Below are 23866 nucleotides of genomic sequence, written 5' to 3' on the forward strand. Positions count from 1 at the left end.
TAACCCAAGGAGAGCAGTGCAATGGATAGCAAACAGACCTCAACCCGATTTGGCATCACCCTCCTGTTGGCCGCAGGCCTGCTCGGTGGCTGCCGAAGTGACACCAATGATACGAATGGGGCAACGACCCTCTATCTCAACGGCAAGATCCACACCCAGGATGGGCAGCGTCAGGTAGCCGAGGCCATGATGGTCAGTGACGACCAGTTTATCTATGTGGGCAACCAGGAGGGGGCCGAAGCGCTCAAGCACCCCACCACCCGAGTGGTGGATCTGCAAGGCCGAATGGTACTGCCCGGCCTGCATGACAACCATATCCATCTGCTCGGTACGGTGGCGCTGGACATGTGCGATCTCGATGGCAAACCCGTCACTCTGGATCAGCTGGCCGCCAAGATCAGCACATGCCTGCCCCGCTATGCGGCCAAACCGGGGGAGTGGCTGGTAGTCAACCAGTGGTCTCCCTACGAGGGCAATACGGCAACCGCCAGCCATGCCACCCTGCTGGCAGCCCTCGATGCCGCCGCCCCCGACAATCCGGTGGTGCTGGCCGGGGTCGATGGCCATGCCAGTGCCTACAACTCCCGCGCCCTTGCCATGGCGCAAGATAACGATGGCAACACAATCGGCTTCAATGGAACTACGCTGGCCCCCGGCGGGGCCTTCGAGCCCTTTATCCCCTATGTCGACCTGACCAGCGGAGTGGTGCGTGACACGGCCCGCAGCGCCATTCCGGTGCCCGATAGCGGCCTGCTGAGCGCCAGCGATGAGCAGGCAGCCAGCCAATACGACCAGATCCTGCCCGCCATTGCCGAGCTGATGGCCTCTCGCGGTATCACCAGCATTCAGGATGCCTGCGCCACCGACTTTATCCGCCAGCGACTACTCACCATGCAGTCACGGGATCTGCTGCATATGCGTGTCACGGCCGCCACCTGCTTTAGCGATGATGATTATCAGGGCAAACTCGATATAGAGGGGCATCTTGCCAAGGCCAGCCAAGTGAGAGAATCCTTTGCCAACAACCCGCTGATCAAGGCCGATGCAGTCAAGATCTTCCTCGACGGTGTGCTGGAAGGGGATCCCTTCACAACCCCCCCCTTCCTGCCCAATGCCGGCATGCTGGCAAACTACCACCCCCCCCATCTGGCCAGAGACCCGGCTACCGATGAAGTGACCATCACAGCCGACAGCGAGGAGTCCGGCAGCAACGGGATCGTCAACTACCGGGAGGCCGACCTCACCCGCTATATAGGGGCGCTGGACAAGGCAGGCTTCAGCATCCATATGCACAGCATCGGTGATCGCACCACCCGCACGGCGCTGGATGCCCTCACCGCCGCCCGCGCCAGCAACGGTGATAGCGGCATTCCTCACACCCTGGCCCACCTGCAGGTGGTCCATCCCGATGATCAAAAACGGCTCGGCGAGCTTGGGCTCTACCTCACCTTCACCTATGCCTGGACCTCCCCCCAACTGGCCTACGACATGCTGGTCGCCTCCTTTATTCAGCCGACCCGGGTGGGCCAATCCCTGAGCGATGCCCTCTACGATCCCCTCGGTTATCTGCACGACGCCCTCTACCCAGTCGAGAGTTCACGCAAGGCGGGCGCCATACTGGTCGCTGGCAGCGATGCCCCGGTCGACAGCCGGGATCCCCGCCCCTTCGAAAATATGGCGACCGGGATCATCAAGGCTCCCCAAAGCGGCGATGACTATCGCGCCAGCCAGCGCATTACCCTGGACGAAATGCTGGCGGCCTACACCATCAATGGCGCGCGCGCGGTGCGCCAGCAGGCCATCAGCGGCTCCATCGAAACGGGCAAATCGGCCGACTTTATCGTGCTGGATCGGGATCTCTACCAGCTGGTCGCCGCCGGCAAGCCGGAGCAGATCGCCGATACCCAGGTAGTCCAGACCGTCTTTCGCGGGCAAACCATCTTTAACCAGTAGGACTCTGGTAGTAAGACAAGTCATCAGCTGCGAACAGAATGATAATACCGACCCAAGGGTCGGTATTTTTATTGCGGAGTTTTTTCTTAAGAAGACTCCTAATATTGAGAGGTTCAACACTGGCAGTCCAAAATACTTGTGGCATACTACATGACCCCAAGCGTCTGGATATGTTTTACTGCTCGCATTGAGGGCTAAGTGCTGTAATGGAGTCACAGCGCATAAAATAATTAAATAGCACGGAGGCCTTTATGAAAGATAAAGAAAAAATAGCCGTATTTATTGATGCTGATAATGCACCCGCAGGTAAAATAGACATAGTTCTTTCAGAATTAGCTAGATACGGCGTTGTAAATATTAGAAAAGCATATGGTAACTGGAAAAACCCTAATCTTAAACCATGGGAAGATGTCCTACACGACTATGCCATACAACCAGTACAACAATTTGATTTAACAAAGGGTAAAAATGCGACAGACATGGCATTAGTCATTGATGTAATGGACGTAATATATACAAAGGATATTGACATAATATGCCTTGTATCATCGGATTGTGATTTTACACCTTTAGTTACCAGAACACTTGCTGATGGGAAATTTGTCATCGGATTTGGAGAACGGAAAGCACCATTACCATTCGTTAATAGTTGTTCTCGATTTCTATATCTGGATGCCGAGCCAGTGCTGGAGCTACCCATTCAAAAACAAAGTAAAAACATAAAGGGTGACACAAAACTCATCAATTTACTCCGGCAGGCAATAGATGCTATTGGCGAAGATGATGGCTGGGCTATGCTTGGTGAGATTGGCAACCACATTTCAAACCATGCTTCATTTGATCAACGAAACTACGGATTTAGAAAGCTGAGCGATCTATTCCAGTCCATCGATCTCTTCGAGATGAAAAAAACAAATGGTTCAGTTATTTGGGTTAGAGACAAAAGAAAAGCAAAACAACTGAATAAGTCCACTCCACCCTTACAATCCGTAGCAAGTAAAAACTAATCATAAGTCTCTAGGGTCGAAGAACGACACGAATCCTGACATACGAAAATATACTCCCTAATAAAAACAGTTAATACGTTAGTGTCATCGTTAGGGAGTTATGTGAAGTGATAACAGAAAGCCATTGTCTTGTTAAATAGGTTTATGATTAATGACAACATCCTTATTTTTTTAAATGATTAACGTGAAAGCACCAACCCCAAAAAAGTCTAGCGTTAGAATAAGAGATAATAATTCCGAACACGGCAATGCCCACCAGCTCCTGACAATACCCCATCAACTGTATATAGTTTGCAAATTTCCAGAGAAGACCACCCGTTCTCCTACTAAATGTCACTATTTCACATGTGTCAGCCAAAACAATATTGGTGCCGATAAGCAAAAATCCAGCGCCGACAAAAAAGACAAGCAGCACATGACCAACCACAAGTAACTGGGCGCGCTTATCTCCATCAGAAAAAATAAAATCCAAACCAGAACATAAGCAAAGATAACGGGATCAGGTTAAACGCAATGTCACCAATACTTTGGTTGATGAAGAATTATCAAAAATTGCTGCGTTGCCAACCACAACAAGCATCATGATAAACAGCAGAAAAAACCACCTCATTGTTTCCTCCAAGCACCGAGAGCGCGGCCATAAAAATGTTAGCACCTCATCGCCTCAACTTGTGACGTCAAATATCAAGTGCGCATTATTGCGCCAACAAAAGCGGAATAAATAAGGATGTGGTTAAGCCGTAAAACAGATTTATAGGCATATTTATGTGATGGCATGCCATAATGGTCGTTTCCCAGTGACCGTGGGTTGATTTATGTATTGCGTTGAAGCCTTGCTCACGATAGAAGCCAACATTATGTGTTTCACACTGCAAGTAGAGTGTCGCAACACCACGGGAAACAGCCATATTCCTGGCAACATTCATCAATTTTTTAGCGATACCTTTTCTGCGGTGTACTGCTGAAACATAGATACCACCAATCCAGAACTCATATTCAGGGTGATTTTTATTTTCCTGAATTTTAATCTCCAATGTTCCAACCAGTTCTCTATCGTCATGCGCCACCAAGCTAAATGGGATATCTCTATTTAAAGCTGTGACTTCAACCTTTTTACGTACCATCTCTTTCGTAACGCCGGGCACATGAGAGGCCCATTCATCGAAATACCAGCCGACTATTGTCGATATATGATGCGGATGATCTGCAAGCAATGAAATTTCCATATATCCTTTTTCCCAAGGCAAAACATATTCTTTAATTCGCGAGAATAGATAATGATGTCCTATTATTAGGCATAAAAAGCCGCCCATCGGGCGGCACTTTTATTAGAGATAACGGGCTAACAGGAATTACCAGCCGGTCACTTCGCGCAGGGCCTTGCCGATATCGGCCAAGGAGCGGACGGTTTTCACGCCAGCATCTTCCAGCGCGGCAAACTTCTCGGCGGCAGTACCCTTGCCACCGGAGATGATGGCGCCAGCGTGGCCCATCCGCTTGCCGGGAGGGGCAGTAACACCGGCGATATAGGAGACCACCGGCTTGGTGACGTGGGCCTTGATATAGGCAGCCGCGTCCTCCTCGGCGTTGCCGCCGATCTCGCCGATCATCACGATCGCTTCGGTCTGCGGGTCGTTCTGGAACATTTCCAGAATGTCGATAAAGTTGGAACCCGGGATGGGGTCGCCACCGATACCGACGCAGGTGGACTGGCCAAAGCCCTCGTCAGTGGTCTGCTTGACCGCTTCGTAGGTCAGGGTGCCGGAGCGGGAGACGATACCCACCTTGCCCGGCTTGTGAATGTGGCCCGGCATGATGCCGATCTTGCACTCACCCGGAGTGATCACACCTGGGCAGTTGGGGCCGATCATCCGCACGCCGGTCTCTTGCAGCTTCACTTTGACGTCCAGCATATCCAGCGTCGGGATGCCTTCGGTGATGGTGACGATGAGCTTGATGCCCGCGTCGATCGCTTCTAGGATCGCGTCCTTGCAGAAAGGTGCCGGCACATAGATGACGGAGGCAGTAGCGCCGGTCGCTTCGACCGCGTCACGGACGGTGTTGAACACCGGCAGGCCCAGATGGGTGGTGCCGCCCTTACCCGGAGAGACGCCGCCCACCAGCTGGGTACCATAGGAGAGCGCCTGCTCGGAGTGGAAAGTACCCTGACCGCCGGTAAAGCCCTGGCAGATGACTCGGGTGTCCTTGTTGATCAGTACGCTCATCAGTTGGCCTCCGCTGCTTTGACGACTTGCTGCGCGGCATCGGTCAGACTCTTGGCCGCAATGATGTTGAGGCCGCTCTCGGCCAGCTTGATACCACCCAGCTCGGCGTTGTTGCCTTCCAGACGGACCACGACGGGCACCTTGACCCCCACTTCCTTGACCGCACCTATGATGCCTTCCGCGATCATGTCGCAGCGCACGATGCCGCCAAAGATGTTGACCAGCACCGCTTTGACGTTGCTGTCGGAGAGGATGATCTTGAACGCCTCGGTTACCCGTTCCTTGGTGGCGCCGCCGCCGACGTCAAGGAAGTTGGCCGGCTTGCCGCCGTGCAGGTTGACGATGTCCATGGTGCCCATGGCCAGACCCGCGCCGTTGACCATGCAGCCGATGTTGCCATCGAGGGCCACATAGTTGAGCTCCCACTGGGCGGCGTGCGCTTCGCGGGGGTCATCTTGTGACGGGTCGTGCATCTCGCGCAGCTTGGGCTGACGATACAGTGCGTTGGCGTCGATGTTGATCTTGCCATCCAGGCAGTGCAGGTTGCCCTGCGCGGTGATCACCAGCGGGTTGATCTCCAGCAGCGCGAAATCGCAATCCAGGAACATCTGGCCCAGACCCATGAAGATCTTGGTGAACTGTTTGATCTGATCGCCGACCAGACCCAGTTTGAAGGCCAGTTCGCGGGCCTGATAAGCCTGCGGACCCACCAGCGGATCGATGGCCGCCTTGTGGATCAGATGGGGGGTTTCGTGGGCAATCTTCTCGATATCCACGCCACCTTCAGTCGAGGCCATGAAGACCACGCGGCGCGAACCACGGTCAACCACGGCGCCCAGGTAGAGCTCTTTGGCGATGTCGGTGCAAGATTCCACCAGGATCTTGGTGACCGGCTGGCCGTTGGCATCGGTCTGGTAGGTCACCAGATTTTTGCCAAGCCAGTTCTGGGCAAAAGCACGGATCTCGTCCTTGCTCTTGGCCACTTTCACGCCGCCCGCTTTACCGCGGCCACCGGCGTGTACCTGGCATTTGACGACCCAGGTATTGCCGCCAATCTTGTCGGCCGCTTCGGCCGCTTCTTGTGGGGTAGCACAGGCATAACCTTCGGAGACCGGCAGGCCATACTCGGCAAACAGCTGTTTTGCCTGATATTCATGCAGATTCATAGATGCTCTATCCGTGTTGTAGGTATTTCCGTCCGGGGCTGGTGTTTCTCAATCCCCTGTGAAGGGGGCCTGGGCGGCCCCTCGTTATCTTTCAATCGCTCGGGTATTACTCAAACGTCCAGCAGCACATCCGGCTCGGGGCGCAAACCCCTTGCCCGGGTGCCACAGGCTTAGACGTCCAGCAACAGACGGGTCGGGTCTTCCAGCAGCTCCTTGACGGAGACCAGGAAGCCTACCGATTCGCGTCCGTCGATGAGACGGTGATCGTAGGAGAGCGCCAGATACATCATCGGCAGGATCTCGACCTTGCCGTCAACGGCCATCGGGCGATCCTGGATCTTGTGCATGCCCAGAATGGCGCTCTGGGGCGGGTTGATGATCGGGGTGGACATCAGGGAGCCGAACACGCCACCGTTGGTGATGGTGAAGTTGCCGCCAGTCAGTTCATCCACGGTCAGCTTGCCGTCACGGCCCTTGCCCGCCAGATCCTTGATGGCCTTCTCAATGTCCGCCAGGCTCATGTTGTCGCAGTCGCGCAGCACCGGCGTCACCAGACCACGGGGGGTAGAGACGGCGATGCTGACGTCGAAGTAGTTGTGATAAACCACGTCATCACCATCGAGCGCCGCGTTCACTTCCGGATAGCGCTTGAGGGACTCCACCACCGCCTTCACGTAGAAGGACATAAAGCCGAGCTTGATGCCGTGCTTCTTCTCGAAGATCTCGCCGTACTGCTTGCGCAGATCCATGATGGGCTTCATGTTGACCTCGTTGAAGGTGGTCAGCATGGCGGTGGTGTTTTTCGCTTCCAGCAGACGCTCGGCGATGCGCTTACGCAGACGGGTCATCGGTACCCGCTTCTCGCTGCGACCGGCCAGTGCGGCAACCGGAGCGACCGGAGCCGCAGCAACGGGAGCGGCGGCTGCAGGCTTGCTCAGGGCCTTGATGTAGACTTCCACATCATCCTTGGTGATGCGACCGCCCTTGCCGGTGCCGGTCAGCTTGGCCACGTCGATGTCGTGCTCGCCAATCAGACGACGCACCGAGGGACTCAGGCCATCGGCGCCATCATCGGCCACCGCTTCGGCCGGCTTCTCCTTGGTCTCTTCACCAGCTACGGCAGCCGCCTTGATGGTGGCAATCAGCTGGCGGGAGAGGACGGTCGCCCCCTCTGCCTGCAGGATGTCGCCCAGCACGCCAGCTTGCGGTGCCGGCACTTCCAGCACCACCTTGTCGGTTTCGATGTCGACCAGCACTTCATCACGGGCAACCAGATCACCCGGCTTCTTGTGCCAGGTGGCAATGGTGGCATCCGCCACTGATTCCGGCAGGTCCGGTACCTTGATCTCGATAGTCATCTAATCAGTTCCTTGTTACTTCTTGTTCAGGGCTTAGGCCAGAGTAAGGGCATCTTCCACCAAGGCTTTCTGCTGCTTGGCGTGGACGGACATGTAACCAACCGCCGGCGAGGCGGACGCCGGACGACCGGCATAACGCAGGGTGGCTCCGGTCGGCAGCACCTCATCGTAGTTGTGACGGGTGCAGTACCAGGCGCCCTGGTTTTGCGGCTCTTCCTGACACCAGACAAAATCGGTGACGTGGCTGTAATCGGCCAGAATGGCGCGCACTTCCTCTTCCGGGAAGGGATAGAGCTGTTCGATCCGCACGATCGCCACATCCTTCTGCTCCGCCTTGCGACGGGCTTCGAGCAGGTCGTAATAGACCTTGCCGGAACAGAAGACCACCCGCTTGACCGCTTTCGGATCCAGCGCGTCGATCTCGCCAATGGCGTTCTGGAAGGTGCCTTCCGCCAGATCTTCGAGCTTGCTTACCGCCAGCGGATGGCGCAGCAGGGATTTGGGCGTCATCACGATAAGCGGACGGCGCATCGGGCGCACGACCTGACGGCGCAGCATGTGGAATACCTGAGCCGGGGTAGAGGGCACGCACACCTGCATGTTGTGTTGGGCGCACATCTGCAGATAACGCTCCAGACGGGCGGAGGAGTGCTCCGGCCCCTGCCCCTCGTAACCGTGCGGCAGCAGCATGGTCAGGCCGCACATCCGGCCCCACTTCTGCTCGCCGGAGGAGAGGAACTGGTCGACCACCACCTGAGCGCAGTTGGCGAAGTCACCGAACTGGGCTTCCCAGATGGTGAGGCCGGCCGGCTCGGCGCTGGCGTAACCATATTCAAAGGCCAGTACCGCGTTCTCGGTCAGCACAGAGTCATACACCTCGAACGGGCCCTGCTCGTCGTGCAGGTTGCACAGCGGGGTGTAGGTGCTGGCATCGGTCTGGTTGTGCAGCACGGCGTGGCGGTGGAAGAAGGTGCCACGGCCGGAGTCTTCACCGGTAAAGCGGATGCGGGAACCCTTGTCCACCAGAGTGGCGTAGGCCAGGGTCTCGGCAAAGCCCCAATCCACCAGCTTCTCGCCCGCTGCCATCAGACGGCGGTCTTCGTAAATCTTCTCAACCTGACGCTGCAGCACGTGGGTTGCCGGGTACTGGCTCACCCGCTCACCGAGGCTCTTGAGGTGATCCATCGGCACGGCACTCTCATAGGCCATGTTCCAGTCGTGGCCCAGATACGGCGTCCAGTCGACGGAGTGCAGCTCCATCGGCCGCCACTCCTTGCTCACCCGCTCGCCGCGATCCAGCGCTTCGCGATACTCGTTGACCAGTTCGGTCGCCCGCTCCTGGGCGAGGCTCCCCTCGGCCACCAGCTGATCGGCGTAGATCTTGCGCGGGGTCGGGTGCTGCTTGATCTTCTGGTACATCAGCGGCTGGGTGGCGCTCGGCTCGTCCGCTTCGTTGTGACCGTGACGACGGTAGCAGACCAGCTCGATCACCACGTCGCGTTTGAAGGTATTGCGGTAATCCAGTGCAATCTGGGTCACCAGCACCACGGCTTCCGGATCATCCCCGTTGACGTGCAGCACCGGCGCCTGCACCGCCTTGGCGATGTCGGTGCAATATTCGGTGGAGCGCAGGTCACGGATATAGGAGGTGGTGAAACCAACCTGGTTGTTGATGACGATGCGCACCGTCCCGCCGACACCATAGGCACGGGTCTGGGACATGTTGAAGGTCTCGGCCACCACGCCCTGACCGGCCATGGCCGAGTCACCGTGAATGGTGATGGGCAACACGCTGGAGCCATCTTTGTCACCGCGACGATCCATGCGGGCACGGACCGAGCCGATGACCACAGGGTTGACGATTTCGAGGTGAGAGGGGTTGAACGCCAGCGCCAGGTGGACGTTGCCACCCGGGGTGGCGAAGTCGGAGGAGAAGCCCATGTGGTACTTCACATCACCGGTACCCCAGGATTCGCCATGCTTGCCGGCAAACTCGTCGAACAGATCCTGAGCGCGCTTGCCCAGCACGTTGATCAGCACGTTGAGGCGACCGCGGTGGGCCATACCGATAACGGCCTCTTTGCAGCCCTGCTCACCTGCGCGACGGATCAGCTCCTTGAGCATGGGGATCATGGCGTCGCCACCTTCCAGCGAGAAGCGCTTGGCTCCCGGGAACTTGGCACCCAGATATTTCTCCAGCCCTTCGGCGGCGGTCAGGCTCTCGAGGAAACGGGTCTTCTCTTCGAGGGTGTAACTCCCCTTCCCTTCAATGGATTCGAGACGCTGTTGCAGCCAGCGCTTCTCTTCCGTGGAGGTGAGGTGCATGTAGTCGGCGCCGATGGAGCCGCAATAGGTCTTCTTCAGCGAGGCGTAGAGGTCGGAGAGCACCATGGTCTCGCGACCGATGGCGTAGGAGCCCACATTGAAGGTGGCCTCCATGTCTGCGCCCTGCAGGTTGTGAAACGCAGGATCCAGTTCGGCAACGGTTTCACGCTGCCACAGGCCCAGCGGGTCCAGATTGGCATTCTGGTGACCACGGAAACGGAAGGCGTTGATCAGCTGCAATACCCGCACCTGCTTGGCATCCACTTGCGGATCGGAGACGGGGGCACTGTAGCGAGAGGGATCCTTGGCCAGACGACGGAAATAATCGCGGACCTGGGAGTGGGGTTGTTCAACCGCATGGCCATTGACCTGGGGCAGCTCGCTAAACAGGCTGCGCCACTCGTCGGACACGGAGTCAGGATTTTCCAGGAAGGATTCGTACAAATCCTCGATATAGCTTGCATTCGCACCAGCCAGGTGAGATGACTCCAACCAGGCCTTCATCACGCCGTTATGCATTTCTATCCCTTGTACTTCTTGTTACTGCTGCGCAGCTTGTAGGGGTCAAATAGCCATCCTGCCACGGGTGGGATGGCTATCCAGAGGTCGGGCCAGCACGTGGCCGGCCCTGATACTAAACAGCCCGATTGAGCAACATCGACTTGATCTGACCAATCGCCTTGGTCGGGTTCAAGCCTTTCGGACAGACGTTCACGCAGTTCATGATGCCATGACAGCGGAACACGCTGAATGCGTCGTCCAGATTCCCCAGTCGTTCGGTGGTCGCGGTGTCGCGGCTGTCAGCCAGCCAGCGGTAGGCGGCGAGCAGCCCGGCCGGACCGATGAACTTGTCGGGATTCCACCAGAAGGAGGGGCACGAAGTGGAGCAGCAGGCACAGAGAATGCACTCGTACAGGCCGTCAAGCTTGGCGCGCTCTTCGGGGGATTGCAGGTGCTCACGCACCGGCGGCAACTTGTCATCATTGATGAGGAAGGGTTTGACCTTCTCCCACTGGGCGTAGAACTGGGTCATGTCGATCACCAGATCACGGATCACCGGCAGGCCGGGCAAGGGGCGGATAACGACGTTATTGCCCTTCTTCAGCAGGTCGGAGAGCGGGGTGATACAGGCAAGACCGTTCTTGCCATTCATGTTGAGACCGTCTGATCCACAGACCCCTTCGCGGCAGGAGCGGCGGAAGGCAAGCGTGGGATCCAGCTCTTTCAACTGGATCAGTGCATCGAGCACCATCATGTCGGAACCTTCAGGAATATCAAGATGATAATCCTTCATATGGGGGACGTTATCAACATCCGGATTGTATCTGTAGACAGAGAATGTGACGTTCATAGGGCTGGCTCCGCAATCAGTAAGTCCGAACCTTGGGCGGGAACGCCTCACGGGTCTTGGGTGACATGTTGACAGCACGACGGGTCATGGACTCGGTGTCCGGATGATAGAGGCTGTGGCACAGCCAGTTCTCATCGTCGCGATCCGGGAAGTCGAAGCGGCAGTGAGCACCGCGACTCTCGGTACGGAAGTTGGCGGCAACCGCCGTGGCAAACGCCGTCTCCATCAGGTTGTCCAGCTCCAGGCACTCGATGCGCTGGGTGTTGAACTCTTTGGAGGTGTCATCCAGACGGGCTGACTTGAGGCGCTCGCGGATAACCTTGAGCTCGGCCAGCCCCTCTGCCATCGCAGCCCCTTCGCGGAACACGGAGAAGTTGTTCTGCATGCAGCGCTGCAGGTCTTTGCGGATCTGCACCGGGTCTTCCCCGTCACGGCAATTTTCCCAGCGGTTGAAGCGGGCCAGTGCGGCATCCAGATCCGACTCAGAGGCATCGCGACCATGTTCCATCTCGCCCAGAGTGTTGACCAGATGCATGCCGGCCGCGCGGCCGAACACCACCAGATCCAGCAGGGAGTTGCCACCCAGACGGTTGGCGCCGTGCACCGAGACGCAGGCAATCTCGCCCACCGCAAACAGACCGACCACCGGCACATCGTTGCCGTTCTTGTCCTGGGTCAGGCACTGGCCATTCACGTTGGTCGGCACGCCACCCATCATGTAGTGGCAGGTCGGGATGATCGGGATCGGCTCTTTGACCGGATCCACGTGGGCGAAGGTGCGAGAGAGCTCGCAGATCCCCGGCAGACGGGATTCCAGCACCTCTTTGCCGAGGTGATCCAGCTTGAGCTTGATGTGCGGGCCCCAGGGACCGTCGCAGCCACGGCCTTCACGGATCTCGATCATGATGGAGCGGGCCACCACGTCGCGGCCGGCCAAGTCCTTGGCGTTCGGGGCGTAACGCTCCATGAAGCGCTCGCCATCTTTATTGAGCAGATAGCCGCCTTCACCACGGCAGCCTTCGGTTACCAGCACCCCTGCCCCGGCGATGCCGGTCGGGTGGAACTGCCACATTTCCATATCCTGCACGCCGACGCCGGCACGCAGCGCCATACCGACACCGTCACCTGTGTTAATGTGGGCGTTGGTGGTGGACTGGTAGATACGACCGGCGCCGCCAGTGGCCAGCACGGTGGCCTTGGCCTTGAAGTAGACCACTTCACCGCTCTCCATATCGATGGCAGTACAACCCACCACATGGCCATCCTGGTTTTTCACCAGATCCAGCGCATACCACTCGGAGAAGACGGTGGTCTTGTTCTTGACGTTCTGCTGATAGAGGGTGTGCAGCAGGGCGTGACCGGTACGGTCGGCGGCCGCTGCGGTACGAGCAGCCTGCTCGCCACCGAAATTCTTGGACTGACCACCAAACGGACGCTGGTAGACAGACCCGTTATCGAAACGGGAGAAGGGCAAGCCCATGTTCTCCAGCTCATAGATGGCTTCGGGGCCGGTTTTGCACATGTATTCAATGGCTTCCTGATCACCGATGTAATCGGAACCTTTTACCGTGTCATACATGTGCCACTGCCAGTTGTCGTCGTGGGCATTGCCCAGCGCAACCGTGATCCCGCCCTGAGCGGAAACAGTGTGAGAACGGGTTGGAAAAACCTTGGACAACAGAGCGCAGCTCTTGCCGGACTGGGCAATCTGCAGCGCGGCGCGCATACCGGCACCACCGGCACCAATCACCACAGCATCAAATTCACGAGTTGGAATAGTCACCTTACACACCCCACAGCACGACGAAACCCGTCATCAGATAGACAAACAGCACCACGACCAGGGCAAATTGCAGCGCCCCGCGCAGCCCTACCGGCTTGATATAGTCGGTCAACACCTGCCACAGACCGATCCAGGCATGGATCAGTACGCAGAGCAGGGCCAACAGGGTGAATACCTTGGTGAAGGTATTGGCGAAGAAACCTGTCCACACCTCGTAGGTGATGTCGTTGAACGCGACAAAACTCACCAGATAGAGGACATAGCAGGTCATGATGAGGGCGGTGGCGCGGATCAGGATGTAATCGTGAACGCCGCTGCGCCCGAAAGTTGCAGAATTGGTTACCATACAAGCACTCCCGCCAATACAGCCAGGATCGCGGTGATCACGAAGGCCACACGGGCACTCTGATTACCGGATTCCAGCTCTTCCCAATAGCCCATGTCCATGACCAGATGACGCAAACCGCCCACAATGTGGTAAGCCAGCGCAGTCAGGATCCCCCACAATACGAATTTGACCAGGAAGTTGTCCATGATGGACACCACGGTCTCAAATCCTTCGGGAGAGGCGAGTGAAGTGCCAAGCATCCACAGCAAGATGCCCAGTGCAACAAAGGTAATAACCCCTGAAACACGGTGCAGGATGGAGGCGATGGCAGTGACAGGAAAGCTGATCGTTTGTAGGTCGAGGTTGACCGGTCTCTGTTTGTTTTTCACGCTTGCCCACTCAGCTCTATTGAGCACGTTAGTTATTGTTTTAACTCACACTTGAGGGCACGGGATGGTGATTGTTGGCTATTTGTTACCAAAACACTCTGAAAAAGCCAAAACGCGAATTTTTGGTTTCACATCAGGCTTTGCCAAAGCGTTTCAAACACCAGCAGCCATGACCCACGTGGCGCAGTATATCGACGGCCTTAACCGAAGACAATCAAACAGCTACAAAGAAAACACAAAACCGCAAACTTGATCGCATATTTAATTTAACATTCCGTTAATGCCTTTAATGCCGCCCCAGCAAAATTGACATTGATAGGGAACTCTGTTTCAAATAGGGCGCTCCAGCCACCTCGGTATGGGTAACAACCTTTGCCAGCGTCATAAAAGTCGTAATAGAGTAGGACTGGAACCAAATTATAAAGAGCAAAGGAGACGTGCTATGGCTGATAAGATAGCCACCCTACACCTGCCCGGGAAAGATCCGGTTGAACTGCCGATCCTCTCTGGAACCGTTGGACCGGATGTTGTCGATGTTAGAAAGCTGGGTGGGCAAGGGTATTTCACCTTTGACCCGGGCTTTATGGCGACCGGTTCTTGCAAATCTGCCATCACCTACATTGACGGGGATCAGGGTGTCTTGCTGCACCGTGGCTACCCCATCGCCCAGTTGGCCAAAGAGTCCAACTACCTCGAAGTCTGCTATATCCTGCTCTACGGCGAGGCGCCCACCAAGGCACAGTTTGCCGATTTCCAGCGTACCGTGACCCGCCATACCATGGTGCACGAGCAGATTGCCTTCTTCTTCCGCGGCTTCCGTCGTGATTCCCACCCCATGGCCATCATGTGTGGTGTGGTGGGCGCACTCTCTGCCTTCTATCACGACGCCCTGGACATCAACAACGAACAGCACCGCGAGATCTGCGCCTTCCGCCTCATCTCCAAGATGCCGACCCTGGCGGCCATGTGTTACAAGTACTCCATCGGCCAGCCGTTCATGCATCCGCGCAACGCCCTCTCCTATGCAGGCAACTTCCTGCATATGATGTTTGCGGTACCGACCGAGGAGTACAAGGTCAATCCGGTGGTCGAACGCGCCATGGACCGCATCTTTACCCTCCATGCGGATCACGAGCAGAATGCCTCTACCTCAACCGTCCGTCTGGCTGGCTCCTCCGGTGCCAACCCGTTTGCCTGTATCGCCGCAGGTATCGCCTCCCTGTGGGGTCCGGCCCATGGTGGTGCCAACGAAGCCTGCCTGCGCATGCTGGAGGAAGTAGGCTCGGTGGATCGCATCCCCGAGTACATCGCCAAGGCCAAGGACAAGAACGATCCGTTCCGTCTGATGGGCTTCGGTCACCGTGTCTACAAGAACCATGACCCTCGTGCCACCGTGATGCGCGAAACCTGCCACGAAGTACTGACCGAGCTGCAGATCAAGGATCCGCTGCTGGACGTGGCCATGGAGCTGGAGCGCATCGCGCTCTCCGACCCCTACTTCATCGAGAAGAAACTCTACCCGAACGTGGACTTCTACTCCGGTATCATCATGAAGGCGATCGGTATCCCGATGAACATGTTCACCGTGATCTTCGCCATCTCCCGTACCATCGGCTGGATTGCCCACTGGAACGAGTTCCACTCCGATCCGGATAGCAAGATCGGCCGCCCGCGCCAGCTCTACGTGGGCCACCCGCTGCGCGAGTTCACTCCACTCGAGCAGCGCTAACCACTGCGCTGATATGGTTTGTTACAAAGGCGGTCATTGACCGCCTTTTTGTTTGCCGCTCTAATGCCCCCTTTCGCGTTAAGGAGTCCATTATGAAACCACTGTTTATCAGTGCAGCCTTGCTGCTGACCGCCTGCCAGAGCACCCCCGCCTCGTCACAGGGGGAGACCCTCTATATCAACAGCCAGTTGGTCGATTGCGTCGGGGTTGGCCCGATGCAGTGCATGCAAGTTCGCAGTGATGAGCAGCAGCCCTGGACGCTGTTCTACCAGAATATTGAAGGTTTCCAGTTCGAGCTTGGCTATCGCTACCAGCTCACTGTCAGCAAGGAGCAGCTCACCAACGTGCCAGCGGATGCCCCTTCCTTGCGCTACCAGCTAATCAAGGTGGTCAGCAAGGTCGCCAGCAAGTAACGGCAGGATCAAAAACGGGGGATGGCGCAGGCCATCCCCCGTTTGTTATCACACTTGAGTGACTATCGCGGCAACAACGCCATATGGAGCAAGGGATAGGGTTTACCCTGGCCATCCAGCGGCGAGCGGCCCGTCACGGCGAACCCCATCTTGTGGTAGAAGCCCACCGCCTGCTCATTCTGCTCGTTGACGTCAACCAGCGTCGCGCCGCCCTGTTCGATGGCATGCGCCACCAGCAAACGCCCCACGCCACTACCGCGCGCCTCGGGAGCCACAAACAGCATCTCCAGCTTGCCCTCGTGCACTCCGCTAAAACCCGCAACGTTCCCCTCTTCTGTACGGGCATAGTGCAGTGTCACCGCATCGAGGTAGTGCTCCAGAATAAGCGGTTTAAGCGCGAGGATCTCGGCCTCCTGCAGAAAGTGGTGGGTCGCCCGCACCGAGGCCTCCCACAGCTCGATCAGGGCCGGATAATCGGCCCGCGTTGCAGTATCAATCTTCATCAATGACTCTTTGTTGCAGCCAGCAGGATGGCTGTGGCCTCCCCGCGAGCCAACCTGATTAGCGCGCCTGCACCGTCTGCAGCAGCACCGACATATCAGCGCCAAAGTGGCGGCTACGGATCGCTTCGCGAATATCCGCTTCGCTATAACGGCTGCCCGGATAGACCACCACGCAGGAAGTGTCGCCCGGTTTGAGGAAGTGGGTCTCGCCAAACGGGGTATAGCGAGTGGCACCGATACTGATGAGCGCATGGGGAGGATGTCCCGCCTGTGCCAGCAGCCCCTGAATGTGCTCCGCCGGCCCTTCATCCTGCTGATGGTTGAACTTGTCGATGGCCCAGTCGAGCAGTTTGCCGTGGAAGTAGCTGTAGTCGATGGCGGCGCTGTCTACCCCGTAGGCGTGCAGCTCGCCATCGCGCTCCAGATAGCAGGCGATACGAGAGTCATCGAGCTCGCAACCGGCGGCAAAACCGGAAAGCGGCAGCAGCTTGGCCGCCAACCCCTTGCTCTCTTCGCCCCAGTTCTTCTTCTCGCTGATCTTCTTGGCGTTGGGACGGCGGATGGAACAGTCGTTATAGGCACCAAAGGCGCGGGGATGGATCGCCACCACCTGCTTGCCGGCATACTCCAGCTCGCACCAGAGGGCTACTTCCGGCTCGATCTGCACCTTCTCGTCACCGCTGACCGCCGCTTCCGGCAGGAAGATCGCCTTGTCGCTCAACGGGAATACCCCGAGCTGACCCGGATGGCCAGGCACAAAGAAGGGAAACAGCGCCTTGGGCGCCGTGGTGTCGCGCACGACTACCGCTACGAAGTCCGATGCTTCGCCCGCCTGCTCCAGATGACCGGCGAAATTGCCCGCGACCCCTAGTCCGATAAACTTGCTCTCTGCTGCTATCTGCATCTTGCTCACCTGCATCTTGCCCACGCAAGGTAGCAGGCCCGTCACCCACTACCGCTAAAGTGGCAAGATTAAACCACAAGGGCCCCGCCTTCGCCCAGTCCGGCCCTGTGGGGATGTGCGCCAGTGCGCTTTTTTAGGGACGAGAAGGCGTGGCGAACCAGCCATTGCGCACTCATTCGGCTACGCGGTGACCGCGCTGGAAACAGTGCGTTTCCGGCATCTCCCCTCTTTCTCCTTGGGACTCAACTTCATCTTTGTTAGGCTGCCGGCATGCAAAACAACTGTGCGCTTGAGTGCGCCACTGCTCATCACGGCAACCCCACTGGAGAGAAAACGGATGATCGACAAACTAGCCTGGCTCACCTTTAAAGATCAGCAGCTGCTCTGCGCCCGCTCCCACGGCAAGGACATCTATTACATCCCGGGCGGCAAACGCGAGCCGGGCGAGAGCGACGAGGCGGCGCTGATCCGCGAGATTGAGGAGGAGCTGGCTGTCACCCTGCAGCCCGATACCCTGCGCTTTGCCTGCGAGTTCAGCGCTCAGGCCGATGGCAAACCGGCAGGTGTCGAGGTGCGACTGCGCTGCTACACCGGCGAAGCGAGCGGCACCCCGATCGCCTCGGCAGAAATTGCCGAGCTGCGCTGGCTCGACAGCTCTCACCTCGATGAGCTCTCCCCCGTCTCCCGTCTGCTGTTTACCTGGCTGGTTGAGCAGGGGCTGATCCGCTGACAAGCCGTACTCGCGGCGAGCATACATATCCACCTCATATGAACCAACGGTGGCAATCAGCCACATAGCAACGACAAGGATGCCAGATGGACATTGTGGAAGTTAAGAGCGCAGCGACCTACCAAAGCGCGCTCATCACCCTGCTGCAAGATTGTGTCGATAGCGGCGCCTCGGTCGGTTTTTTACCGCAGCTGACCACGGAGGAATCTACCCGCTACTGGCAAGGAGTTGAAGCGGATCTAGCGGCAGGTCACCGAAATCTGTGGCTTGCCATTGAGCAACAACAGATTGTGGGAGCGGTTCAGCTCGCGCTCTGTGGCAAGGCCAACGGTCGCCACCGGGCCGAAGTGGAAAAACTGATGGTACTGCAAACGGCGAGAGGCAAAGGTGCCGGTCGTGCGCTGATGCAGGCCTTGGAACAAGGCGCCCATGCCGCGGACCGTTCGCTGCTGGTGCTGGATACTCGCGCCGGTGATGTGGCCTCCCACCTCTATCGTCAACTCGGCTATCTGGAGGCGGGCCAGATCCCGAGCTTTGCGCGCAACGCAGATGGCACTCTTGCTGCAACCGTCATCTTCTATAAACCGCTCTGACCATCCCCTATCCCTTATCCAAATACAGCAGGGCCGCACCAAGCGGCCCTGCTTGTTGCCCGCGTGACTGTTTGTTGCAGCAATATGGCTTGCGACGGATTGCCACGATAGAGCCATTGCGCCTGCATGCCTCAACACCGCCAATCACTCGCCCCAAAATACAGCCAAACAAATAGAAAGATTAATTAATGATTAAAACGCCCCCCATTTCTTCTTCATCTATTGCCTCATCAGGCGTATTGCAAGAGACCCATTTGATAATCAATTTTATGTTATTCACTGCCTTGAGGAATAATGGATGCCCACTTTGCCCCGTACAGTTACCTCCCCCAAAAAGTTCATCATCGGTCAGCACCTTCTCCCGCAACTCCATGAGCACGTTAAAGATTTTGGTGACTATGCGTTGCTCATCAGCGATGAGTTCATTCTGGAGCGGGTACGGGAAGAAGCTTTGGCGGGGCTCCTGCAGGCAGGTCTCAGGGGAGTGGTCGACAAGTTTCGCTATGAATGCACCGAACAGGAGATCCACCGCCTGACCCACCTTGCAGAGCAATATGGTGCGAACGTGATTGTCGGGATCGGCGGCGGCAAGACGCTTGATGTCTCCAAGGCCGTGGCCTTCTATCTGCGCCGTCCGGTTGTGCTGTTCCCGACGATTGCCTCCACGGATGCCCCCTGCACGGCGCTGGCGGTGATCTACAACCAGACGGGGGAATTTGAGCGCTATCTGTTCCTGCCGCAAAATCCGGACGTGGTGCTGGCTGACACGGCCATCATTGCCGCCGCCCCTCCCCGCTTCTTTTCCGCAGGCGTTGGCGATGCCCTGGCCACCTATTTCGAGGCGCGCGCCTGCTATCGGGCGGACGGGCTCAATCTGGTCGGCAAGCGCCCTTCACGCACTGGCCTTGGTCTGGCAAAGCTCTGTTACGAGCTGCTTGGTGAGAACATCGAGCTGGCCATGGATGCGATACGCCACCATGTCCCGACCCCGGCGCTTGAGCAGGTTATCGAGGCCACCATCTACCTCAGCGGGGTCGGCGCAGAAGCCGGTGGACTGGCCGCTGCTCATGCCGTCAACAACGGCATGTCACTGATCCCGGAGCTCCATCGTGCCCAGCATGGCGAGAAGGTAGTCTTCGGCCTGCTGACCCAACTCGTGCTTGAGCGCGCCCCGCAACACGAACTTGATGAGGTGTTTCGCATCATCGACTGTGCAGGTCTGCCCATGACGCTGCAAGAGCTGGGGCTCACCCACTTTGATGAAAGCGAGTGGCGCAAGGTGGCGCAGCTGGCCTGCGATCCCCTCGATACCATGGGCAACATGCCGATGACAGTGAGTGAACAGGATGTCTACGCCGCCATGGTAGCGGCCAATGCCATGGCTGAGCGTTATCGCCTCCGCCATCCCCGCATCTGATTGCTTGCCGCACTAAATAAGCAAACAGTAAAAAGGCTTGCCCATTGGCAAGCCTTTTTCATCTGCATCCCCCCCCCCTTGTCGGGATAGACGAAAGTCCGCGTTGACTCAGGGGAGTTTCACCGCTCGCACTTCAACCTCTGGCAGGGCGAAGGCATCTTGCGCGGCGATGAGTTGCAGCTCGTAAGCCTGCTGGCGCCAGGTCTCCTGCAGCACCGCATCCACCGAGGCGTTGGTGCGTTCGAACGCGCTGACCGCATCGTGACCAGCAAGCAAATTCGCCAGCATCAGGGCGCTGATAAGATCGCCAACCCCCACCGGCTGGCGGGCAAAGTCATAGAGCGGACGGGCAATCAGGTAATCCCCTTGCGGGGTCGCCAGCAGCATCTCGAAGCGGCTGGAGTCCTGCGCCGCATGACCGAGATGCTTGACCAGCACCAGCTTGACGCCGCGAGCCAGCAGCTGATGGGCAGCCGCGCGGGTCTGATCCAGATCAGCCAGATGGGTATCGCAGAGGGTCTCCAGCTCCAGCAGGTTGGGGGCCATCATGTCGGCCACCGGCAACGCCTGCTCGGTCAGGAAACGGGTGACGCCAGGAGCGACGATACACCCCTTCTCCGGGTGACCCATCACAGGGTCGCAGAAGTAGATGGCATCGGGGTTGGCCGCCTTGACAGCGTTGACCACGGTCAGGATCTCGTCCCCCTGCTCGGCGGAGCCAAGGTAGCCACTCAGCACGGCGTCACACTGGCTCAACACCTCGATATTGCCCAATCCTTTCACCAGCGCACTGATATGACCCGCCGGCATCGCCATCCCCTGCCACCCCTGGGCATATTGGGTGTGGTTGGAAAACTGCACCGTGTTGATGGGCCATACATCCATACCAAGGCGGCGCATGGGGAAGACGGCCGCGCTGTTGCCGGCACAACCAAAGACCACGTGGGACTGAATAGAGAGAACGGATTTCATCGGGAATACCACAGCAAAGGATCAGCAAGGTGGGCAATATATCGGATGAAGATAACGATGCGCCACCTTGGCGCGGGATGAACAGGCAATTTCCTGACTAAAGACAGGTTTTTTACGCCATTTGGCCCACATCAACAAGGTGAGCGGAGCCATGATGCGCCGCGTCCGTCCGTCACATCCCGTTGTACTCAACGCCATGACGGGCAAAGTGATAGACCCATCCCTCATCACACGGCATGTCACTGGGTGGCGAAATCAGCTCAGGCAACACAGTCACCTTGCCACCAGCGGCATATTGCAGCGCCATCAGGGCGCAGAGCGCCGCATCGTAGCGATCGGTGCCTGCCAGCACGCCCGCGGGCAGCAAGGCCGCCAGATCGGGCCGTGCCGGAGAGGCCTTGCCGCCCACTTTGGCCAATGCCGGATAGACCTCCAGCACGGCGCGACTGGCCTTCGGGGCAACGGTCGGCACCAGTTGCAGATCCGAGAGTCGCGGCAGCATGGAGAGCGCCAGGGTGGCATTGTTGCCAAGCCGGTCGAAGGTGGCCGACAGCGGCTTCTTGCCGTACTGCTGATACAGCCAGCGCTCGCAGTCGCGATAGGCGTAGGGGTTGTCTATCTCACGCTCGGGAGCTGCGCAGCTATGTGGCTGGCCATTTAGCAGATCCCGCAAGGCACGGGGAAAAGCGAGTGGCGCATCGATACCGAGCGCCAGTTGCGGGCAGGCTTCTACCTGCATCAGGGTCAGCTCGTTTTGCAGGGCCGGACGCAGCAGAGCGGCCAGATCCGGCGCCACCCGCGAGCTTAGACGAAACAGCGGCGACACCCCAAGCCAGTGCAGGCGGTTGGAGTCGGCCTGCCAGCCCACCACGGCCACCGCCTGGGCGCTGCCCTGCCAGCCACGCACATCCCAGCCGATCCCGATTGCACTCATTTGCCCTGCCGTCATCAATTACCTCTGTTCGCCTGTCACAAGTTGCAAGAGGCACAGGGTAATCAGCAGATGCCTTTAACGCAAAGCGAACTGCCTTGGTCAGAACGATTTCTGGAAGTTCACCAGCGGCAGAATGGGGAACACGCCGTTGGCGGCATAGTTGGCCAGCCCGATCTGCAAGCCATCGAGGTGCTTGGTTGCATTGATAAAGCCAATCTGGAAGGTGGTACGCTCGGCATAGTTGACGAAGCCGACGTTGGCCAGCGCATTGCCCTTGGCGATATTGACCGCCCCCCAGTTAAGCCCCTGCACATTATTGGTCAGGTTGACCAGCCCCAGATTGACGCCGGTATCCTGCCCTTCGTGCCAGTTGATGGCGTTGATGGCAACTCCGCCAAACTGGTGGCGCACCCTACCGGCACCGAGAAAGATCCCGAGCTGCAGGCCGCTGAACTGATCCACATCGGAGAGGGCGAAGATCGGCAGATCAATACCCTTCACCTGACCGGTCCGACCGTAGAGCAGCGAGGCGCGCGCCCCTTCCACCTGATGGGACGCGGGCAAATTGACCCCGGGCAGCGAGACCTGCACCGGAGTACTGGCCTGCGCGGCACCGCACAGGGTCAGGGCGCTGCATGCCAGCAGCAGGCGGGAGAGTGTCATGGGAAGTTCCTTGGGCCATTGAGAGTGACCCGATCCTAACAGTCAGGGGCTAGTGTGGGCACACCAGCAGGGACGAGGTGCGTCACGATACGTCACGGGTGGCCCTCTCACCTCTCCATCAGGTCTTGCGAAAGCGCCACCTCAAGGACAATCGGCCACTTTTTCGCAGCGAGTGGCCCCTCTTCCTTTCTTTGCCTGAGCGAACTGCCTAAAATAGTCGCCCTGCTGTATCCGGCATTCATCCATCTAGAGGATTTCCCATGGAGACGTTTCTGCTCGAAGGTCACCCCTTCGTTGCCTTGTGTGACCTTATCAAACATCAGGGGTGGGCCGATTGTGGCGGCGCCGCCAAAGCCCTCGTTGCCGAAGGGCTGGTCGAGGTGGACGGTCAGGTGGAGACCCGCAAGCGCTGCAAGATCGTGGCCGAACAGGTGGTCAACTTCAACGGCATGAAGGTCGTGGTGAAAGAGGGCGTCAGCCCGGAGATTGGCTAAACCCGTTTCGGGGAGCCACTCTCCGGCAACCCGCTAGCTGGCCTTGATCGACAGGGTCAGCACAAAACGCGCCATCGCCTCATCCCCGTTCAATGACGGACAGGTGGCTACCACCTGGATGGGGCGATTGATGCGCTGACCGCTTGCCAGCGATTCGTCGATCATGGCGTCAATCTCCTCCCCCGCTGCGCAGTCGAACTGCACATCCCCCTCCGGTCGTTTCAAAAACTCCCCCTGCACATCCTTGAAGGCGAAGTGCACCTTCTTGCGCCGCTGCCGCCCCTTCTCCATCACCAGTAGACCACCTACCAGATCGGCGCCGGTCGCCAGCGCGCCAAAATACATGCTGCCCAGGTGGTTGCGGGTACGCCAGCCAAGGGGAATGCGAATGCGCAGCGCCTTGGCGTTCATCTCTTCGATGATCGGGGCACAAAACCCGATGACGGGAATGTAGCGCCAGGCAAACAGCCGAAGCGCCAGATTGGCTTTGAAGCGTTGCAAATCCATATGCGAACTGATCCGATGAGTTAATGTAAACAACATGTTGCCTGCATCTGCGCCATTCGACAAGTACAGGGATCACGCTTACGACCTTTTGCCCAACCCAAAAAAACAGAGGAAACCGCACC

General features: G+C 57.9%; 25 protein-coding genes. 9 read left to right on the plus strand and 16 right to left on the minus strand.

Features of this window, described 5'->3' with window-relative positions:
- Nucleotides 1-21: 21 nt before the first annotated feature.
- The gene (locus tag G5193_RS20360) at nt 22-1953 is read left to right on the plus strand and encodes an amidohydrolase (protein ID WP_421207134.1); all 1932 of its coding nucleotides are present in this window, start codon (nt 22-24) and stop codon (nt 1951-1953) included.
- 251 nt (nt 1954-2204) lie between these two features.
- Complete coding sequence (locus tag G5193_RS20365; RefSeq protein WP_216953471.1) at nt 2205-2960, plus strand: NYN domain-containing protein; 756 nt, start codon at nt 2205-2207, stop codon at nt 2958-2960.
- 163 nt (nt 2961-3123) lie between these two features.
- Here G5193_RS20365 and G5193_RS20370 read toward each other — a convergent pair whose 3' ends face one another.
- The 10 genes from G5193_RS20370 to sdhC all read right to left on the minus strand — a co-directional run bounded on the left by G5193_RS20370 (nt 3124) and on the right by sdhC (nt 13885).
- Nucleotides 3124-3432, minus strand: coding sequence for a hypothetical protein (locus tag G5193_RS20370; RefSeq protein ID WP_216953470.1), 309 nt, complete (start codon nt 3430-3432; stop codon nt 3124-3126).
- Nucleotides 3433-3655: 223 nt separating this feature from the next.
- Nucleotides 3656-4273, minus strand: coding sequence for a GNAT family N-acetyltransferase (locus tag G5193_RS20375; RefSeq protein ID WP_421207137.1), 618 nt, complete (start codon nt 4271-4273; stop codon nt 3656-3658).
- A gap of 39 nt (nt 4274-4312) precedes the next feature.
- A complete protein-coding gene (sucD, locus tag G5193_RS20380) occupies nt 4313-5185 on the minus strand; it encodes a succinate--CoA ligase subunit alpha (protein ID WP_005333542.1) in 873 nt (290 codons plus the stop codon).
- Nucleotides 5185-6351: an ADP-forming succinate--CoA ligase subunit beta gene (gene sucC, locus G5193_RS20385; RefSeq protein ID WP_005361097.1), complete on the minus strand. Its 1167-nt coding sequence runs from the start codon at nt 6349-6351 to the stop codon at nt 5185-5187. Before sucC ends, sucD begins: the two co-directional genes overlap by 1 nt.
- A 170-nt stretch (nt 6352-6521) precedes the next feature.
- Nucleotides 6522-7709: a 2-oxoglutarate dehydrogenase complex dihydrolipoyllysine-residue succinyltransferase gene (odhB, locus tag G5193_RS20390; protein WP_421207139.1), complete on the minus strand. Its 1188-nt coding sequence runs from the start codon at nt 7707-7709 to the stop codon at nt 6522-6524.
- Nucleotides 7710-7742: 33 nt separating this feature from the next.
- Entirely contained in the window at nt 7743-10553 is a 2811-nt protein-coding gene (gene sucA, locus G5193_RS20395) for a 2-oxoglutarate dehydrogenase E1 component (protein WP_421207141.1), read from the minus strand.
- Between the two features lie 115 nt (nt 10554-10668).
- Complete coding sequence (locus G5193_RS20400; RefSeq protein WP_421207143.1) at nt 10669-11385, minus strand: succinate dehydrogenase iron-sulfur subunit; 717 nt, start codon at nt 11383-11385, stop codon at nt 10669-10671.
- A 16-nt stretch (nt 11386-11401) separates the two neighbouring features.
- Complete coding sequence (gene sdhA, locus G5193_RS20405) at nt 11402-13168, minus strand: succinate dehydrogenase flavoprotein subunit (RefSeq protein WP_013723668.1); 1767 nt, start codon at nt 13166-13168, stop codon at nt 11402-11404.
- 1 nt (nt 13169) lies between these two features.
- The gene (gene sdhD, locus G5193_RS20410) at nt 13170-13514 is read right to left on the minus strand and encodes a succinate dehydrogenase, hydrophobic membrane anchor protein (RefSeq protein WP_216953466.1); all 345 of its coding nucleotides are present in this window, start codon (nt 13512-13514) and stop codon (nt 13170-13172) included.
- On the minus strand, nt 13508-13885 hold the full coding sequence (sdhC, locus tag G5193_RS20415) for a succinate dehydrogenase cytochrome b556 subunit (protein WP_005346101.1): 378 nt from the start codon (nt 13883-13885) through the stop codon (nt 13508-13510). The genes sdhD and sdhC overlap by 7 nt, the downstream gene beginning before the upstream one ends.
- Before the next feature lie 64 nt (nt 13886-13949).
- Between sdhC and G5193_RS20420 the strand changes: the two genes are divergently transcribed.
- From G5193_RS20420 to G5193_RS20430, 3 genes are all read left to right on the plus strand, one after another.
- Complete coding sequence (locus tag G5193_RS20420; RefSeq protein ID WP_216953465.1) at nt 13950-14138, plus strand: hypothetical protein; 189 nt, start codon at nt 13950-13952, stop codon at nt 14136-14138.
- Nucleotides 14139-14327: 189 nt separating this feature from the next.
- Nucleotides 14328-15614 (plus strand): citrate synthase, encoded by a 1287-nt coding sequence (locus tag G5193_RS20425; protein WP_421207145.1) that lies wholly within the window; start codon nt 14328-14330, stop codon nt 15612-15614.
- A gap of 92 nt (nt 15615-15706) precedes the next feature.
- Complete coding sequence (locus G5193_RS20430; protein ID WP_421207147.1) at nt 15707-16027, plus strand: DUF4377 domain-containing protein; 321 nt, start codon at nt 15707-15709, stop codon at nt 16025-16027.
- Between the two features lie 62 nt (nt 16028-16089).
- Here G5193_RS20430 and G5193_RS20435 read toward each other — a convergent pair whose 3' ends face one another.
- Both G5193_RS20435 and G5193_RS20440 read right to left on the minus strand, forming a co-directional pair.
- Nucleotides 16090-16530 carry an acetyltransferase gene (locus tag G5193_RS20435; RefSeq protein ID WP_421207149.1) on the minus strand — a complete coding sequence of 147 codons (441 nt, stop codon included), beginning with the start codon at nt 16528-16530 and terminating at the stop codon, nt 16090-16092.
- Between the two features lie 58 nt (nt 16531-16588).
- Nucleotides 16589-17434 carry a DUF5718 family protein gene (locus tag G5193_RS20440; protein ID WP_421207151.1) on the minus strand — a complete coding sequence of 282 codons (846 nt, stop codon included), beginning with the start codon at nt 17432-17434 and terminating at the stop codon, nt 16589-16591.
- 337 nt (nt 17435-17771) lie between these two features.
- Here G5193_RS20440 and G5193_RS20445 point away from each other — a divergent pair, with 337 nt between their 5' ends.
- The 3 genes from G5193_RS20445 to G5193_RS20455 all read left to right on the plus strand — a co-directional run bounded on the left by G5193_RS20445 (nt 17772) and on the right by G5193_RS20455 (nt 20174).
- A complete protein-coding gene (locus G5193_RS20445) occupies nt 17772-18164 on the plus strand; it encodes an NUDIX hydrolase (protein WP_278173568.1) in 393 nt (130 codons plus the stop codon).
- Between the two features lie 86 nt (nt 18165-18250).
- Nucleotides 18251-18757: a GNAT family N-acetyltransferase gene (locus G5193_RS20450; protein ID WP_421207153.1), complete on the plus strand. Its 507-nt coding sequence runs from the start codon at nt 18251-18253 to the stop codon at nt 18755-18757.
- Nucleotides 18758-19055: 298 nt separating this feature from the next.
- Entirely contained in the window at nt 19056-20174 is a 1119-nt protein-coding gene (locus G5193_RS20455; RefSeq protein ID WP_421207155.1) for a glycerol dehydrogenase, read from the plus strand.
- A gap of 108 nt (nt 20175-20282) precedes the next feature.
- Here G5193_RS20455 and pdxY read toward each other — a convergent pair whose 3' ends face one another.
- The 3 genes from pdxY to G5193_RS20470 form a co-directional block, all read right to left on the minus strand.
- Complete coding sequence (pdxY, locus tag G5193_RS20460) at nt 20283-21146, minus strand: pyridoxal kinase PdxY (RefSeq protein WP_421207157.1); 864 nt, start codon at nt 21144-21146, stop codon at nt 20283-20285.
- A gap of 172 nt (nt 21147-21318) precedes the next feature.
- Nucleotides 21319-22095 (minus strand): DUF429 domain-containing protein, encoded by a 777-nt coding sequence (locus G5193_RS20465; RefSeq protein WP_227342698.1) that lies wholly within the window; start codon nt 22093-22095, stop codon nt 21319-21321.
- A gap of 84 nt (nt 22096-22179) precedes the next feature.
- Nucleotides 22180-22743, minus strand: coding sequence for a VC2662 family protein (locus G5193_RS20470; RefSeq protein WP_337072884.1), 564 nt, complete (start codon nt 22741-22743; stop codon nt 22180-22182).
- Nucleotides 22744-23003: 260 nt separating this feature from the next.
- Here G5193_RS20470 and ybcJ point away from each other — a divergent pair, with 260 nt between their 5' ends.
- A complete protein-coding gene (gene ybcJ, locus G5193_RS20475; RefSeq protein WP_005361116.1) occupies nt 23004-23237 on the plus strand; it encodes a ribosome-associated protein YbcJ in 234 nt (77 codons plus the stop codon).
- A 33-nt stretch (nt 23238-23270) separates the two neighbouring features.
- Here ybcJ and G5193_RS20480 read toward each other — a convergent pair whose 3' ends face one another.
- Entirely contained in the window at nt 23271-23744 is a 474-nt protein-coding gene (locus G5193_RS20480) for a DUF4442 domain-containing protein (RefSeq protein WP_019446113.1), read from the minus strand.
- Between the last annotated feature and the right edge of the window lie 122 nt (nt 23745-23866).

The organism is Aeromonas sp. 601027, assembly GCF_049174455.1.
In the GTDB taxonomy this organism is placed as follows: domain Bacteria; phylum Pseudomonadota; class Gammaproteobacteria; order Enterobacterales; family Aeromonadaceae; genus Aeromonas; species Aeromonas veronii_A.